Raw genomic sequence first — 15,600 nt, 5'->3', positions numbered from 1 at the left:
CCGGCAGCGAAAAGTCGTGGTCGACCGACCACGACCCTGGGGGTTGAGCTTGCCAACCGTGAAGGGTGAGGCCGCGGGAGCAGCGGTCTGGACCACGACGGGCATCGCGGTAGCTCGAATCTGTCTCTTGCAATTGATCTTCTAGAGGTCGACCAAGCCCGACTGGTATGCGAAGACGACGAGCTGGGCCCGGTCGCGCGCGGACAGCTTGATCATCGCCCGGCTCACATGGGTGCGTGCCGTCGCCGGGCTGACCACCAGCCGCTCGGCGATCTCGTCGTTGCTCAGCCCCTCGCCGACCAGCCCGACGATCTCCTTCTCCCGCTCGGTGAGCGTGTCGAGCTGCGGGTGCGGCTTCGGCACGCGGCTCGGCCTCGTCGCGAACTCGCGTACCACCCGCCGCGTCACCGACGGTGACAGCAGCGCCTCGCCCCCGGCCACCAGCCGGATCGCGTGGAGCAGCTCGGCCGGCTTGGTGTCCTTGATGAGGAAGCCGCTGGCGCCGTAGCGAAGCGCGTCGAAGACATACTCGTCCAGCTCGAACGTGGTCAGCACCACCACCCGCGTCGACTCCAGCGCCGGGTCGGCCACGATGCGGCGGGTGGCCTCGATGCCGTCGATGCCCGGCATGCGGATGTCCATCAGCACGATGTCGGGGCGCTCGCGCCGGGCCACCTCGATCGCGGCCAGCCCGTCGGGCGCCTCGCCGGCGACCTCCATGTCGTCTTCGCTCTCCACGAGCGTGCGCAGCCCGAGGCGGACCAGATCCTGATCGTCGGCGAGGAGTATCCGGATCATGGCAGCGGCAGCCTCGCGTACACCCGGAATCCGCCGCCCTCGGCGGGCCCGGCGGTGAAGTCGCCGCCCAGCGCCGCGACCCGCTCGCGCATCCCGACCAGGCCGTGCCCGTCGCCGGGAGCGCCGGCCGCCCCGCGGCCGGTGTCGAGCACCTCCACGCTCACCTCCTTGGGCAGGTAGGCCAACCGCACGGTGGCGGTGGCCGCGCCGGCGTGGCGCAACACGTTCGTCAGCGACTCCTGCACCACCCGGTATGCTGCCAGATCTACCGCCGCCGGCAGCTCCGGTCGCTCGCCGGTGACCTCGACCTTGACCGGCACGCCGGTCTCGGACATCCGCGCCACGAGGTCGTCCAGACGGGCCAGGCCCGCGGTGGCCGCTCTTGTCTCGCCTTCCTTGGTACGGCGGACGAGCGCGAGCGTCACCCGCAGCTCGTCCAGCGCCTCCCTGCTGGTACGGCTGATCGCGGTGAGCGCCGTCTCGGCCTGCCCAGGGCGCTTTTCGAGCAGGTGGAGGGCGATCTCGGCCTGCATGTTGATCGCGGAGAGGCCGTGCCCCACCACGTCGTGCACCTCCTGGGCGACGCGCAGGCGCTCCTCGTCCGCGTACTGGCGGGCCAGGTCGTCCCGAGCCCGTACGGCTGCCTCACGGCTGATCCGCACCGTGACGCCGACCGCGAACGGCACCACCACCCACGCCGCCCCCGGCACCAGGCCCACGACATTGCCGTCGACGAGCGTATGCAGCGACAGCACGGCCACCGCGATGCCGGACGCGATGCCGGCGATCTTGAGCGGCAGGTGCCGGGCGGTGGTGTAGACCGCGACCATGAACGCCAGCAGGATCGGCCCGTACGGATACTGAAGTGCCAGGTAGAGCGAGGTGCCGGCGGTCGCGACGGCGAGCGTGACGAGCGGCCACCGACGCCGGACCAGCAGCGCGAGGGCCACGATCACGACCAGCACGTACGTGAACGTGGTGACCTGCCGGTCCTGCCCCTCCCCCGCCGGCGCGGTACCGCCGATCCCGATGAAGAGCAGCACCAGGGTGAGCAGCCCGTCGGCCGCCCACCTCCGGTACGCGTCGTTCATGGCCTCATTCTTTCTAGATAATGTCGCGGCGGCGCAGAAGCAGGCCGCCGATGCCGACGAAGAGGATCAGGTATCCGGCCAGCACCGCCACCGCGTGCCCGTCCCCGACCAGGGTCGCGACCCCGGGCGTGTCCGGAGATGAGCCGAGCGAGGCGGCGAGCGAGCCGGCATTCGGGCCGGGCAGCCACTCCTGGAGCTTGGCCACCCAGTCCAGCAGGGGTGCGGCGATGGCGGAGAGCAGGTTCTGCACGGCCATCAGCCACACAAGGCCCAGCCCGATCGGCAGCGCGACGCCGCGCAGGGCGACGGCGAGCACCACGCCGAGGCCGGCCCACATCGCCGCCATCAGCCAGCCCGCGCCGATCCCGGCGAGCAGGTCCACCACCGACGGCCAGGCCGCGGGCGCGCCCTCGGCAGCCGCGATCGCCGCGCTGGTCACGGCGCCGGCCGCGAAGAGCGCCAGCACGATCGCGAGGCTGGCCAGCGCGACCGCCGCGATTTTCCCGGCGTACACGGTCAGCCGCGACGGTCCCTGGGCGAGCAGTGTCTTCCAGGTGCCCCACCCGTACTCGCCACCGACCGCCAGCACGCCCAGGATCAGCAGGATCGCGCCGGCGAACACCGGCAGCCCGCCGATCGAGTTGCCGACCAGCTGGTCCGGCAGTGTCTGGGCGATGCCCCGGGTGGCGTTGGGCGCGCCGTCGGCGGTGCCGTTCGCGCCCGCGTACGGGACGAGGTAGGTGAAGGTCAGGCTCAGCACGACGGCGACGGCCAGCAGCAGCCAGCTCGCCGGTCGCCGTACGAGCTTGGTGATCTCGGCTCGCGTACTACCCCACATCGCTGCCTCCAGCGTTCGTCAGCTCCAGGAACACGTCTTCAAGCTCCCGCTCGCGCACGCCCAGCTCGCTCACGTCGATGCCGGCGCCCACCAGCTCGGCGTTTATCCAGGCCGCCTTGCCCGCCTCGACGTCGAGTACCAGCGCCCCGTCCTCGACCCGCACCCGGTCCTGTCCGAGCAGCGCCCGCGCCCGCGCGGCCGCCTCCTCGAGCGGGTCGGCCACCACCCGCAGCCGCGCACCACCGCGCAGCTCGGCCACCGTGCTCTCGGCGATCAGGCGGCCGGCGGACACCACGCCCACCCGGTCGCAGATCTGCTGTACCTCGCCGAGCATGTGGCTGGAGAGCAGCACGGTCTTGCCGGCCGCACCGAGCCGCCGGATCAGCCGCCGCATGTCCGCCATGCCGGCCGGGTCGAGCCCGTTGGTCGGCTCGTCGAGTATCAGCAGCCGGGGATCCTTGAGCATGGCGGCGGCCACGCCGAGGCGCTGCTTCATGCCGAGCGAGTACGTGCCGTAGCGGTCCCCGGCCCGGTCGGCCAGGTCCACAAGGTCGAGCACGATGTCCACCCGCCCGGCGGGGCAGCCGGCGTAGCGGGTGAGGACGCGTAGGTTCTCCCGCCCGAGAGGTACGGGTAGAAGGCCGGCCCCTCGATCAGGGCTCCGACGTCGCCGAGGCTCTGCCCGACGTCCTTGCCGAACAGGCGCACGGTGCCCGCACTCGGCCGTACAAGTCCGAGCAGCATGCGCAGCGTGGTCGTCTTCCCGGCGCCGTTCGGTCCGAGGAACCCGTAGACCTCTCCGGGCCGCACGGTGAGGCTCACCCGATCGACGGCGATGAGTTGGCCGTACCGCTTGGTGAGCTCGCGGGTCTCTACAGGAAACATGCGCTAACCCTCGCCCGGATCGCGCCCACCAACGTCCGCCGCCAAGCGTGAGTCCCTGTACGCCCGCTGACGTACGCCGGGACGTTGGCAACCTACATGTAGACTGGCAACCTATTCGGATCTCATGAGGGAGTGCGCAGTGGTACGGACGTCTGCAGCGGCCGGCGCCGGGCTTGTCGCCGGCTTCGTGTTCGGACTCATGCTCGACATGGCCATCGGTATCGGCGGCATGGCCTCCGGCGGCGAGCCGGCCGGCTTCAAATTCCTGCCAGTGGGCACCGCGGCCGTCGGCGCACTTGTCGCGGTCGTTCTCTACCGTCTCGGGCGCCGCCGATCCCGATGACCACCGCACGCCGGCGCCGGGACCGCCGCTGGAAGGCCCGGCGCAGCAGTCGCGGGGTGAAATTCGGTTGCGGTCCGCCGGCTGGGACGGGACGCTGTGCCGCGTAAGTCGGGAACCGGCCGCGTGCCGGTCGAGCGGAGGGAGGCGAGCCGAGTGACGAAGCCCGTCGTGGGCGCGATGCCGCCTGCCCTGACCGCTTTCTTCCCGAGGAGCACCTTCCTTGCGCGACTTCACACCGCAGCGCCGTGGAAAACGGCGTTTTGACGACGACGAGCCACGTTACGACAAGCGCCATCCCGGCCGCGCCCAGCTACCCAGCGAGGACGCCCTAGACGCCGTCGACGGCCTGCCCGAGGGTGACCGCTGGTCCACCTGGGACCAGTCCACCGCGGGGCAGCGTGGGCCCCGACCGCACCCCGACTGGCTGGTCACCGCGCTCGCCGCGGTCGACACCGAGCTGGGCGTGCTGAAGACCGGCAAGGAGGCCGACGTCTTCCTGCTGCGACGGGGTGTCCCAGGGACCGAAGAGTCCTGCCTGCTCGCCGCGAAGCGCTACCGCAGCGCCGAACATCGACTCTTCCACCGGGACGCCGGGTACCTGGAGGGACGCCGGGTTAAGGAGTCCCGAACCAACCGGGCGATGGCCAACCGCACCGCGTTCGGCCAGCAGATGATCGCCGCGCAGTGGGCGGACGCCGAGTTCGCCGCGCTGTGCCGGCTCTACGAAGCGGGTGTGCCGGTGCCATATCCGGTGCAGATCCTCGGCACCGAGGTCCTGCTGGAGTTCATCGGCGAACCCGATGGCACGGCGGCGCCCCGCCTGGCCGAGACCCGCACGCGGGGAGCCGACCTTGTCCCACTCTGGGATCAGGTCGTGGAGCTTCTCGTGACGCTGGCCCGCTTCGGGCTGGCGCATGGCGACCTGTCGGCGTACAACCTGCTGGTCCACCACGGCCGAGTCGTCGTGATCGACCTGCCGCAGGTGGTCGACGTGGTCGCGAACCCCCAAGGTCCGCACTTCCTGGAGCGGGACGCCCGCAACGTGGGCAAATGGTTCACCGGACACGACCTGACCGGAGGGGCGGTCACGCCCGACGAACTGCCGGCGCTGCTCCGGAAGGAGGCCGGCCTCGACTGACCTGACCGCCGTTACGTGGCCGCCGCCCCCAGGACGGCGGCCTCGACCTTGTCGCGTTCGGCGTCGTCGGCCCAGGCTCCCACCAGGTAGAACGCGTCGACCACGTCCGTGCCCAAGGTGGAGATGCGGGCGGCCCGCACGTGGGCGCCCACCTCGTCCAGCGCGGACGTCACCCGGTACAGCAGCCCCGGCGCGTCGGCCGCGCGCAGCTCCAGGATCACCGCGTCCGTGGCCGCCTCGCGGTGCCACACCACGCGCGGCGCCGCGTGGGCGGCGCCACCCGGTCGGGCGGCCAGGGCCCGGCCGCGCAGGCGCTGGGTCACCGAGACGTCGCCGGAGACCGCGCGGCGTAGGTCGCTGGCCAGCGCGAGCGAGTCGGGCGGGGTGCCGTAGCGCGGGCGGACCCGGAACTCCACCAGCGCCCGACCGTCCACCGTGGACGCGTCGGCGATGAGGACCTCCAGGCGGTGCAGGGCGAGGCAGCCGGCCACCGCGGCGAGCAGGCCGCGCCGGTCGGCGGCGGCCACGGCGACCCGTTCGCCGTCCAGGTGTACGACCGGCAGCGGGCCGGCCACCAGCGACGGGTCGGGCTTGGGGGCGCGGGGAGCACGCCGGTGTCGAGGGCGATGTGCACGCGGCGCACCAGGTCGGCGATCAGCCGTCCCTTCCACTCCGACCACGCGGCCGGGCCGGTGGCCTGCGCGTCCGCGCGGGCCAGGCCGTGCAGCAGGCTCAGCGTCGTGGTGTCGCCGACCGCGGCGGCCACGCTGCGGATCGTCACCGGGTCGGAGAGGTCGCGGCGGGTGGCCACGTCGGGCAGGAGCAGGTGGAGGCGGACGAGCTTTTCGATGACCGCCACTTCCTCGGGCGGCAGGCCGATGCGCTGGGCGATCCCGCCGGCGACCGGCGCGCCGACGAGGCTGTGGTCGCCGGACAGGCCCTTGCCCACGTCGTGCAGGAACGCGCCGAGCAGCAGCAGGTCGGGGCGGCCCACCTCGCGGGTGAAGGCGGTCGCCTCGTACGCGGCCTGCACCAGGTGGCGGTCGAGTGTGAAGCGGTGTACCGGGTTGTGCTGCGGCAGGCTGCGCATCCTGGTCCACTCGGGCAGCCAGGCGTCGACGAGCCCGTACCGGTCGCAGGTCTCCCAGGTCGGCACCAGCCCCAACCCGGCGCCGAGCAGCGTGATGAGCGCGTCCCGGGCGGCCGGTGGCCAGGGCGCGGGCAGCGGTGGGCAGTACGCGGCCAGCCATTCGCAGGTGGCCCGCGCGATCGGCAGCTGGGTCACCGCCGCGGCGGCCGCGACCCGCACGGAGAGGCTCGGGTCGGGGCGGGCGCCGATCGCGGTGCGCGCGAGGACCAGCTCGCCGTCCTGCTCCACCACGTCCCGGGCGACCGGCCGGCGCTGCGGCTTGCCGTCGGCCCCGCGGCGGCGCCCCGAGCGGAGCCGGTCGGCCATCCGCCAGCCGTCGTCGAGCGCGTGCGTGATGGTGCGGGCGTCGCTGGCCACGCGGCGCAGCAGCGCGTCGCCGTCGTCCAAGCCGAGCAGCCGGGCAACGGACGCCCGCTCCTGGGCCACCAGCCGGTCGACCCGCCGACCCACCGTGGCGTGCAGGGCGTCACGGGTGTCGAGCAGGCGCAGGTGCGCGGCGCGTACCGCCGGGCGCATCGTGTCGGCCAGCCCACCCTGGGCGATGGCCCGCAGGATGCCGACGTCGCGGAGCCCACCGGCGGCCTCCTTGAGATCGCCTTCGAGCAGGAACGCCAGCTCGCCGTGCGCCTTCCAGCGGGCCAGCGTGATCTCGCGGAGCCGCACCAGCTGCCGTACGGCCGTGCGCCGCCACTGCTCGGCGGCCGCCTCGACGAGCTGCTGGGTGAGCTCGCGGTCGCCGGTCACGTGGCGGCTGTCGAGCAGGCTGAGGGCGACCTTGACGTCGTCGTGCGCGACCGACAGCGCCTCGGGGATCGTGCGCACCGAGTGGTCGAGGCCGATCCGCGTGTCCCAGATCGGGTACCAGAGGGACGCGGCCAGCTCGTCGATGCCGGGCACGCCGGTGTGTAGCAGGATCAGGTCGAGGTCGCTGTGCGGGGCGCACTGAAGCCGGCCCAGCCCACCGAACGCGACCAGTGCGACTCCGGGCGGCAGGGCCGGCACGAGCGATCGGAGCCACATGTCAAGCGCCGCCGCACGCTCCACGCGTGCGGCGGCACCGACCTTGTCGCTTGCCTCTATCAGAGCGCGTCCAGTCCGCGCTCGCCGGTGCGGACCCGGACGACGTCTTCCACCGCCGTGACCCACACCTTCCCGTCACCGATCTTTCCGGTGCGCGCCGCCGTGACAACCGCGTCGACGACCTTTTCCACGTCGATCTCGTCGGTCAGCACCTCGACCCGGATCTTCGGAAGGAACTCCACCGTGTACTCGGCACCCCGGTACACCTCGGTGTGGCCCTTCTGGCGCCCGTAACCCTGGACCTCGCTGACGGTGAGGCCGGCTACGCCGAGGGCGTGCAGCGCCTCCTTCACGGCGTCCAGCTGGTACGGCTTGATGACCGCGGTCACCAGCTTCATGCTCAATCCCTCCATCGGTCCGAGGTTAACCGGAGACCTTCTCGCTCACCGGCTCCTTGGCCGGCGCCGCGCTGTTACCGGTCGGAGCGATGCCCGCCTGGGCGAACGCGCCGCCGCCACCCGCGGCCGGGGACAGGTCGTAGCCGCTCTCCGCGTGCTCCGCCACGTCGATGCCGTCGACCTCGGACTCGGCCGAGGTGCGCAGGCCGACGATCGCCTTGACGATCAGGGCGATGATCGCGGCGATGGCGAACGAGTAGACCGACACGATGCCGCTGGCGAGGAACTGGCGCCCGAGCTGGGTCGCACCGCCGCCGTAGAAGATGCCCTCGCTGGCGCCCAAGCCCTCGATCGCCGAGTTGACCTGGAGGGTGGCGAAGAAACCGATCGACAGCGAACCGAGCCAGCCGGCGACGAAGTGCACGCCGACCACGTCGAGCGAGTCATCGAAGCCGAGGCGGTACTTGAGGCTGACCGCCAGGGCGCAGATCGCACCGGCGATGATGCCGAGGATTACCGCCGGGATGGGGGCGATGAAACCACAGGCCGGGGTGATCGCGACCAGGCCGGCGACGGCACCGGACGAGGCGCCCACCAGCGTCGGCTTACCATCGCGGATCCACTCCACGATGATCCAGCCCAGCACACCGGCGGCCGTGGCGACCTGGGTGTTGACGAACGCGACCGCCGTGGTCCCGTCGACCGTGAGCTCCGAGCCGGCGTTGAAGCCGAACCAGCCGAACCACAGCAGGCCGGCGCCGAGCATCACGAACGGCACGTTGTGCGGCTTGAAGCTCTCCTTCGGCCAGCCGATGCGCTTGCCGAGGATGAGCACCAGGCCAAGCGCTGCCGCACCGGCGTTGATGTGCACCGCGGTGCCACCGGCGAAGTCGAGCGCCTTGATGTCGGCCCCGATGAAGCCGCCGCCCCAGACCCAGTGCGCGACCGGGACGTAGCAGAGCGTGAACCAGCCGAACGCGAAGAGCAGCCAGCCCGAGAACTTGAGCCGGTCGGACGCCGCGCCGCTGATCAGCGCGACCGTGATGATCGCGAACATCATCTGGAACGCCATGAAGACGTACGTCGGGATGCCGGTGCCCGCGCCGAGGAAGAGCCACTCCTCGCCGATGAAGTCGGTCTCGGTGCCCAGGTATTGCGTGAAGTTGCCGATGAAATCGTTGACCGAGGCGTTGTCGTTGGTGCCGAACGCCAAGGTGAAGCCGTAGATGACCCACAGTACGGAGATGAGCCCGATGGCGCTGAAGCTCATCATCATCATGTTGAGCACGCCCTTGGACCGGTTGAGGCCTCCGTAGAACAGGGCCAGACCCGGCGTCATGAGCAGCACGAGCGCAGACGACAGGAGCAACCAGGCGGTATTCCCGGTATTGATCTCCACGCTGCCTCCTCTCGGTTAGATTGCCTCCCTCCGGCAGTGCCGGGGCAGCGTTGCCCGTACGCCGGTTGCGCGGAAGCTTCTAGCGCCGAGGTTTCGCGCGGAGTGCCTGCGCCGTTTCCGCTAGGTCACGCTTTGTTTCGTACGTGTGAAGAAAGCCTCAAACCCGCTGGACGGATGGGCGGCATCTCAACCGAACGTACGGTCGGTTTTATCAACCACCGTCACCGGAGCGCGTACTCCAGCGTGTGCCGCTCGTAGTCAAGGAGGCGAAGATCACGCATCGGCCGCCGCAGATGGCCCTTGTGCACGATCCGGACGAACGCCGGGTCGCCGGCCGCCGCCATCCGCCGGATGCCCTCCACGTGGTCCACGATCCGCTTACGGATCGTGCGCACGAGGCGGTGCCGGTCACGCGGGATCAGCCCGTACGCGTCGGCGAAGAGGCGCAGGCGGCGGGGCCGGTTGGGCCGCTTCCAGCCCAGCGTGTAGGAGTCGCGGTCGGAGAAGAGCGGCACCCAGGTCCAGGCCGCGTACGCCACGTCGTAGATCCGGGCGCCGGGCGAGGCGAGGTCGAAGTCGATCAGCGCGAGCGTGCCGTCCGGCCGCCAGATGACATTGTGCGGGGCCGCGTCGTGGTGGCAGATGACCTCGGTGTCCGGCGGCGGCGGGCCGAACGAGCGCCACACCGCGGTCGGTGGCGGGGTGAACCCGTACTGCGCGTCGTGGAACATCCGCAGCATCGTCGCCACGGTCACCAGCGCCTCGTCGGTCACCCAGTGCGGGGCCAGCGGGTACTCCCCACACTCGCCCTCAAGGTAGGAGAGCACCTCGCGGTTGCGCTCGTCCATGCCGAGGGCGCGGGGTGAGCCGGTGAAGCCGACGTACTCCAGATGGCGCAGCAGCGCATGCACCGACGGGGTCCACGGGCCGGCGTTGCGCCGGACGGTGTCCCCCACGCGCACCACGGTGCTGACGTTCCCGCCGCGGAGCGGGATCTCATGCGAAGTCACGTACGGTCTCCCGAGGCGCGGCGCCTGATCGCGATAGGTCACCCGAGGTTACGCGTCCGTGCCAAGGAGCGCGTCCACGAACTGCTTGGGCTCGAACGGCGCGAGGTCGTCCGGGCCCTCGCCCAGACCGACAAGCTTCACCGGAATGCCCAGCTTGCGCTGCACGGCGATCACGATGCCGCCCTTGGCGGTGCCGTCCAGCTTGGTCAGCACCACGCCAGTGACATCCACCACCTCCATGAAGACCCGGGCCTGCTCCAAGCCGTTCTGCCCGGTGGTGGCGTCGAGCACGAGCAGCGTCTCGTCGACCTGCCGCTGCTTTTCCACCACCCGCTTGACCTTGCCGAGCTCGTCCATCAGGCCCACCTTGTTCTGGAGGCGGCCGGCGGTGTCGACAAGTACCGTGTCGATCTCGGTCTCGATGCCCCGGCGCACCGCGTCGAACGCCACGCTCGCCGGGTCCGCACCCTCCGGGCCGCGGACGACCTCCGCGCCGACCCGGACGGCCCAGGTGGCCAGCTGGTCGGCGGCCGCGGCGCGGAACGTGTCGGCCGCGCCGAGCAGCACGCTACGCCCGTCGGCAATCAGGACCCGAGCGATCTTTCCGCAGGTGGTGGTCTTGCCAGAGCCGTTGACCCCGACCACCATGACGACCGTGGGCCGGCCGGCGCGCTTCAGCGAGCGGTCCAGGCTCGGGTCGAGCGCCGCGACAAGCTCCTCGGTCAGCAGCCCGCGCAGCTCGTCGGGGTACGGGTGCCCAGCACCCGGGTGCGCTCGCGCAGCCGCTCGACGATCTGGACGGTCGCCTCGACGCCGACGTCGGCCGTGATCAGGTTTTCCTCGACCTCGTCCCAGACGTCCTCGTCGAGCCGGTCACGGGAGAGCAGGCCGAGCAGGCCCTTGCCCAGGACGCTCTGCGACCTCGACAACCGTGCCCGCAGCCGGATGAGCCGGCCCGCTGTCGGCTCGGGTACCTCGACCTCGGGGACTGTCGTCACCGCTTCGGGCGTGGCCTCGACCGGCGGCTCCTCCACCACAACCGGGGCCGGCGCCGTCTCCACCGACGACGGTGGGGCGGGTGGCGGCGGCAGCTCGGGCCGGCGGCGCAGGCGGGGAATGACAAGCCCCAGGCCACCGAGCACGAGCACGCCCAGCAGGACGAGCGCGATGACGACGTACTCCATGCGGAAATCCTGACAGATGCCTGGGCGCCGCACACCGTGAGGCTCAGGGATAGGTCATGGCTAGCCGAGAGCCATGTCGGGTAGAGAGGATGGGCTTCATTCCCCCCGACCGGAGGTCAGACCTTGTCCGCTGAGCTTGTCATCGGCCCGGTGCTGCGCCGGGTGGTCGGCACGCGCGCCACCGTCTGGGTGGAGACCGGCGCGCCGGCCACCGTGCGGGTGTCCGCCGGGTCGGCCGCTGGGGAGGCGACGACATTCAGCGTGTACGGCCATCACTACGCGATCGTGGTGGTGGAGGGGCTCACCCCGGGCACCGCGACGCCGTACGAGGTGTTCCTCGACGACACCCGCGTGTGGCCACAGGCGGAGAGCCCGTACCCACCGAGCGTGATCCGCACCCGGGAGGGCGACGACACCGACGAGCCGGTGCGGCTGGTCTTCGGCTCCTGCCGGGAGACCACCCAGCACGCGACGCCGCGGCGGCTGCCCCCGGACGCGCTGGACGCGTACTCCCGGCGCCTGATGGCCGGTGAAGAGGCCGCCCCCGACCTGCTCGTCCTCCTCGGCGACCAGGTGTACGCCGACATCCCCTCGCCGGCCGTCAAGCGCTTCCTGCGCAGCCGCCGCGGGCGCGAGAGGCACAAGCCCGCCAACCAGGTCGTGTCGTACGAGGAGTACACGCAGCTCTACCTGGAGTCGTGGCGCGACCCGGAGATCCGCTGGCTGCTGGCGAGCGTGCCGAGCGTCATGATCTTCGACGACCACGAGATCATCGACGACTGGAACTCCTCCGTCTCCTGGCGCCGGGAGGTGCGCACGCAGCCGTGGTGGCCGGAGCGGATCTCCAGCGGGCTCGCCTCGTACTGGGTCTACCAGCACCTGGGCAACCTCGACCCGGACCAGATCGCCGCCGACCCGGTGTACCAGAAGGTTGTCGCGTCCGCCGACGACGCCACCGAGGTGCTGCGCGACTTCGGCACGGCGGTCGACAAGGAGGCCGACGGGGCACCCGGCTACCAGTGGAGCTACGCGCTCGACCTTGGCCGCACCCGCCTGGTGGTGCTGGACAACAGGTGCAGCCGCGTGCTCGACCCCGAGCACCGCGCGATACTCCCGCCTGGCGAGTGGGCCTGGTTCGCCGGGCTGGCCCGGGGCGACTTCGACCACCTGGTGGTCGGCTCTTCGCTGCCGTGGCTGCTGCCGCCCGGCATCCACCACCTCGAGGCGTGGAACGAGCGGCTGGCGCTCTCCCCCCGCGCCTGGGTCGCCGGCTTCGCCGAGCGCCAGCGCCGGGCCATGGACCTGGAGCACTGGGCGGCCTTCCAGCGCTCGTTCGACTCGCTCGCCAAGCTCTTCGCCGAGGTCGGCTCGGCCGGCGTCGCGTCGATCAGCGTGCTCTCCGGCGACGTGCACCACTCGTACGTGGCCCGCGCCGTCTTCCGCGACCGCCCGGTCGCCGCGCCCGTGCACCAGCTCACCTGCTCCCCGGTGCACAACCAACTCCAGTCGGTCATGCGGCCGGTGCTGCGGCTGGGCTGGTGGAAGGGCCCGGCCGCGGCGGCACGCGTACTGGCCCGCACCGCCAAGGTGGCCCCGCCCTCGGTGCGGTGGCAGCGGCTGGCCGGGCCCTACTTCGGCAACGCGGTGAGCACGCTCGTGCATCAGGGCCGCTCGGCCCGGGTGCTGATCGAGGGCACCACCACCAGCGGCGACCTGCGCGAGGTCGCCGCCGTTGACCTGGCACCGCGAAAGGCCATGCGCGCCGGAGGTTAGGTGACCGGTTCGCAGACGACCTGTGGCAGTACGACCCGGCCGGTGCCGGTGTACCCGAAGTTGACGCTCTGGCCCGGCTGGAGCACCGGGTTCCAGGGGCGGATCCACACGGTCGTGCCGCTGACGGTCACGTTCGCGTTCCAGGCCTGGACGATGTAGCCGGGCGGCTGGAGGGTGACAGTGGCGTGCCAAGTGACCGGTACGTCGGAAATGTTCCTGACGGTGACGCTCACGATGTACCCATTGGGCCACTGCGCCGGCACAGTGATCTGTACATCACAGTACGGCGCCGGCGGGATGGCGGCGGCCCGAGCCGGAGCGGGTGCGGCTACGACGAGTGCCGCGAGCAGTGCGACCAGGGCCGCGAGAAGCCTTCTGTAGTAACGCATCCAGTCCCCCATCCATAGATGTAGATGAGTAAACAATCCACTACGCACAGACATCGGTCAATGTCTAAGCGTCTTCACATTCTCTTCACAGGATCCGCGCAGAAACTGGATTGGAGTTTGATCGAGGTTCGTCCAACCCCAACCCACCCTGTCTCCGTCAGGAAGGTGACGCATTCGCACCTGTTGGAGGCCCGGATTGTCCACCCACAAGGGGACCCTGCTCGACCGGCCCGCCGTGTACCCAGCCGCGGACCGGGTCCATCGCCTGGTGGCGGGCGGGTCCGAGTTGGGCGTGCAGCTTGCGCGCGCGCTCGACGTACCGCTGCGCGACTACCTGCGCGAGCTGGTACCCGCCCCGCAGTCCCACCCGAACGCGCACCGGCTCCGGCTGGCCCGAGCGGTGGAGACGTACCTGCACTCGTACGGTGACGCGGACGTCGACGCGACCTGCGACCACCTGCTGCGGGTACCGGTAATCCAGCAGGCCGACCACGCCAGCCTGCTCCTGGACGCCGAGACCTTCCTGCACAACTACCTCTTCCACGTCGCCTGCCGGGAGGCGGGTGTCACGGTCGCGCTGGTCAACCAGTGCACGACGGTGAGCTGCCTGGTCCGCCGCACCCCGGTGCTCGGCCCGACGTTCCTGCGCAGCCGCGGCGGCCTGTTCGGCGTCTACCCGTTCTCCAAGACCGTCCTGAAGAACTCCTCGTTCTGCGGCCTGCCCGGGCCGCTCGAGATGGCGTTCGAGCCGCTGGAGGGGACCCGGCACGACGTCGCGTCCGACCCGGTGCTCGGGCCGCTGATCGGGCTGAAGGCCCCGGACGCGCCCACCGCGTACCGGATGGCCAACAACGAGATCTGGGCCGGCCTGGACCTCGACCACGGGGTACGCCGGGTGCAGATCGACGAGGCGGTCGTCTCCGAGTGCGTGGCCCTGCACGTCGAGGACCCGGCCAGCCCGGTGTTCGCGCTGCTCTTCGACCCGGCCGTGCGGGACGCGTTCCTGCGCGCCAAGCGGCACCTTGTCGCCGACCCGAGCAACCTGGCGGTCAACAACGCCTCCCCGACTTCTTGTGGCTGCGCAAGGGCAGCCGCCTGCACCAGGTGGTGCTCACCGGCTCGGGCGCGGGTGCACAGTGGACCGTGGAGACGAACGGCTCGCCGCTTCCGGTACCCATGGAGCCGGCCGCCGTCGCCGCCGCCCTCCGCGCGGGCGTGCTGTACGCCGACCGGATCCTGGCCTACCTCGTGCGCTGCCTGCTGCCCGGCGTCGTCGCGGTCGGCGGCACCAGCCAGCAGGACTATGTCGCGCTGTACCGGCGGATGTTCGTGACCGCGGACGCGGAGGCGCCGTTTCTCGACCGCTCCGACCTGGACCGCATCCGCCAGCCCGGGCACAGCGTCGTCGGCGGGCGGCCACTGCTGGAGCCGTACGGCGAGTCGTTCGAGCTGATCCGCCACCTCGGGCCGCACACCCGCCTCGCCGACCTCGACGAGGCCTACCTGGACCGCCCGGTCGGCGAGACGATCGGCGAGCTGCGCGGCGTACGCCACCTGGAGCGGGCGCTCGACCGCTGAGCTCGCAAACCGGGCGCGGTACCGGACAGAATGCCTGCATGACCTGGACCGCGCCCGAGATCGAACGCCGCCACGAGCCGTACGTCGCCGACGAACGGGCCATGCTGGAGGGCTGGCTCGACTACCACCGGGACACCCTGCTTTTGAAGTGCCAGGGGCTGACCGCCGACCAGCTCCGGCAGCGCAGTGTCGAACCGTCGTCGCTGAGCCTGCTCGGGCTGGTACGGCACATGGCCGACGTGGAGCGCGGCTGGTTCCGGCGCCGGGTCGGCGGCGAGGCCGACCTGCCGGGCATCTACTACACCGACGACAACCCGGACGGCGAGTTCGACGACGTGGACACGGCCGACGCCGAGGCCGACTTCGCGACGTTCCGCGCGGAGGTGGAGCTGGCCAAGGCCGCGGCCGCCGGGCGCGGGCTGGACGAGACGTTCGTGCACACACGAACGGGCGAAGAGATCAACGTTCGGTGGGTCTACGTTCACATGATCGAGGAGTACGCCCGTCACAACGGCCACGCGGACCTCATCCGCGAGCGGATCGACGGTATGACCGGAGACTGACGGAACGGATCTTCCGCGAAGTTTCTCCGCACCCGGCCGCCCC

The 15,600-nt window shown here is 71.2% G+C and carries 15 protein-coding genes and 2 pseudogenes; 6 read left to right on the top strand and 11 right to left on the bottom strand.

Annotated features, from left to right (window positions below; all coding sequences use genetic code 11):
* Positions 1-141: 141 nt before the first annotated feature.
* The 5 genes from Pflav_RS40565 to Pflav_RS46875 are packed head-to-tail and all read right to left on the bottom strand — an operon-like array spanning position 142 to position 3,612.
* The gene (locus Pflav_RS40565; RefSeq protein ID WP_173041817.1) at positions 142-798 is read right to left on the bottom strand and encodes a response regulator transcription factor; all 657 of its coding nucleotides are present in this window, start codon (positions 796-798) and stop codon (positions 142-144) included.
* The gene (locus Pflav_RS40560; RefSeq protein ID WP_173041816.1) at positions 795-1,889 is read right to left on the bottom strand and encodes a sensor histidine kinase; all 1,095 of its coding nucleotides are present in this window, start codon (positions 1,887-1,889) and stop codon (positions 795-797) included. Before Pflav_RS40560 ends, Pflav_RS40565 begins: the two co-directional genes overlap by 4 nt.
* 13 nt (positions 1,890-1,902) lie before the next feature.
* Complete coding sequence (locus Pflav_RS40555; RefSeq protein WP_173041815.1) at positions 1,903-2,727, bottom strand: ABC transporter permease; 825 nt, start codon at positions 2,725-2,727, stop codon at positions 1,903-1,905.
* Positions 2,717-3,286, bottom strand: a complete 570-nt coding sequence (locus Pflav_RS46880) for an ATP-binding cassette domain-containing protein (RefSeq protein WP_269474588.1) — start codon at positions 3,284-3,286, stop codon at positions 2,717-2,719. The genes Pflav_RS40555 and Pflav_RS46880 overlap by 11 nt, the downstream gene beginning before the upstream one ends.
* On the bottom strand, positions 3,220-3,612 hold the full coding sequence (locus Pflav_RS46875) for an ATP-binding cassette domain-containing protein (protein WP_269474587.1): 393 nt from the start codon (positions 3,610-3,612) through the stop codon (positions 3,220-3,222). The genes Pflav_RS46880 and Pflav_RS46875 overlap by 67 nt, the downstream gene beginning before the upstream one ends.
* Positions 3,613-3,751: 139 nt before the next feature.
* On the opposite strand from Pflav_RS46875, the gene Pflav_RS40545 reads away from it, so the two are divergent.
* Positions 3,752-3,955, top strand: a complete 204-nt coding sequence (locus Pflav_RS40545) for a DUF5957 family protein (RefSeq protein WP_173041814.1) — start codon at positions 3,752-3,754, stop codon at positions 3,953-3,955.
* 220 nt (positions 3,956-4,175) lie between these two features.
* On the top strand, positions 4,176-5,093 hold the full coding sequence (locus Pflav_RS40540; protein WP_173041813.1) for a serine protein kinase RIO: 918 nt from the start codon (positions 4,176-4,178) through the stop codon (positions 5,091-5,093).
* Between the two features lie 11 nt (positions 5,094-5,104).
* Here the strand turns inward: Pflav_RS40540 and Pflav_RS40535 are convergent.
* The 5 genes and pseudogenes from Pflav_RS40535 to ftsY all read right to left on the bottom strand — a co-directional run.
* Positions 5,105-7,305 (bottom strand): annotated as a pseudogene (locus Pflav_RS40535) ([protein-PII] uridylyltransferase); the annotation flags it as partial.
* Between the two features lie 17 nt (positions 7,306-7,322).
* Complete coding sequence (locus tag Pflav_RS40530) at positions 7,323-7,661, bottom strand: P-II family nitrogen regulator (protein WP_173041812.1); 339 nt, start codon at positions 7,659-7,661, stop codon at positions 7,323-7,325.
* Between the two features lie 25 nt (positions 7,662-7,686).
* The gene (locus tag Pflav_RS40525; RefSeq protein WP_173041811.1) at positions 7,687-9,060 is read right to left on the bottom strand and encodes an ammonium transporter; all 1,374 of its coding nucleotides are present in this window, start codon (positions 9,058-9,060) and stop codon (positions 7,687-7,689) included.
* Between the two features lie 221 nt (positions 9,061-9,281).
* Complete coding sequence (locus Pflav_RS40520) at positions 9,282-10,112, bottom strand: aminoglycoside phosphotransferase family protein (RefSeq protein ID WP_173041810.1); 831 nt, start codon at positions 10,110-10,112, stop codon at positions 9,282-9,284.
* A 6-nt stretch (positions 10,113-10,118) separates the two neighbouring features.
* A pseudogene (gene ftsY, locus Pflav_RS40515) lies at positions 10,119-11,254 on the bottom strand (signal recognition particle-docking protein FtsY).
* Positions 11,255-11,377: 123 nt separating this feature from the next.
* On the opposite strand from ftsY, the gene Pflav_RS40510 reads away from it, so the two are divergent.
* Entirely contained in the window at positions 11,378-13,027 is a 1,650-nt protein-coding gene (locus Pflav_RS40510) for an alkaline phosphatase D family protein (protein ID WP_173041809.1), read from the top strand.
* Here Pflav_RS40510 and Pflav_RS40505 read toward each other — a convergent pair.
* Positions 13,024-13,416 carry a cellulose binding domain-containing protein gene (locus tag Pflav_RS40505; RefSeq protein WP_173041808.1) on the bottom strand — a complete coding sequence of 131 codons (393 nt, stop codon included), beginning with the start codon at positions 13,414-13,416 and terminating at the stop codon, positions 13,024-13,026. The two genes, Pflav_RS40510 and Pflav_RS40505, sit on opposite strands and share 4 nt — an antisense overlap.
* A gap of 196 nt (positions 13,417-13,612) precedes the next feature.
* On the opposite strand from Pflav_RS40505, the gene Pflav_RS40500 reads away from it, so the two are divergent.
* The 3 genes from Pflav_RS40500 to Pflav_RS40495 are packed head-to-tail and all read left to right on the top strand — an operon-like array spanning position 13,613 to position 15,557.
* Positions 13,613-14,749: a hypothetical protein gene (locus Pflav_RS40500; protein ID WP_197938866.1), complete on the top strand. Its 1,137-nt coding sequence runs from the start codon at positions 13,613-13,615 to the stop codon at positions 14,747-14,749.
* A complete protein-coding gene (locus tag Pflav_RS44390; RefSeq protein WP_197938865.1) occupies positions 14,746-14,994 on the top strand; it encodes a hypothetical protein in 249 nt (82 codons plus the stop codon). Before Pflav_RS40500 ends, Pflav_RS44390 begins: the two co-directional genes overlap by 4 nt.
* Before the next feature lie 38 nt (positions 14,995-15,032).
* On the top strand, positions 15,033-15,557 hold the full coding sequence (locus tag Pflav_RS40495; RefSeq protein ID WP_173041807.1) for a DinB family protein: 525 nt from the start codon (positions 15,033-15,035) through the stop codon (positions 15,555-15,557).
* The last annotated feature ends 43 nt before the right edge of the window (positions 15,558-15,600 follow it).

This window comes from Phytohabitans flavus (assembly GCF_011764545.1).
In the GTDB taxonomy this organism is placed as follows: Bacteria; Actinomycetota; Actinomycetes; order Mycobacteriales; family Micromonosporaceae; genus Phytohabitans; species Phytohabitans flavus.
The sequence above is the reverse complement of the archived record's forward strand: the minus strand, read 5'-3'. Positions and strand labels throughout refer to the sequence as shown.

Bases quoted from the DNA above. Each gene is read 5' to 3' on its own strand.
- Pflav_RS40565 (WP_173041817.1), bottom strand. From the start codon at position 798: ATGATCCGGATACTCCTCGCCGACGATCAGGATCTGGTCCGCCTCGGG.
- Pflav_RS40560 (WP_173041816.1), bottom strand. From the start codon at position 1,889: ATGAACGACGCGTACCGGAGGTGGGCGGCCGACGGGCTGCTCACCCTG.
- Pflav_RS40555 (WP_173041815.1), bottom strand. From the start codon at position 2,727: ATGTGGGGTAGTACGCGAGCCGAGATCACCAAGCTCGTACGGCGACCG.
- Pflav_RS46875 (WP_269474587.1), bottom strand. From the start codon at position 3,612: ATGTTTCCTGTAGAGACCCGCGAGCTCACCAAGCGGTACGGCCAACTC.
- Pflav_RS40530 (WP_173041812.1), bottom strand. From the start codon at position 7,661: ATGAAGCTGGTGACCGCGGTCATCAAGCCGTACCAGCTGGACGCCGTG.
- Pflav_RS40505 (WP_173041808.1), bottom strand. From the start codon at position 13,416: ATGCGTTACTACAGAAGGCTTCTCGCGGCCCTGGTCGCACTGCTCGCG.
- Pflav_RS40495 (WP_173041807.1), top strand. From the start codon at position 15,033: ATGACCTGGACCGCGCCCGAGATCGAACGCCGCCACGAGCCGTACGTC.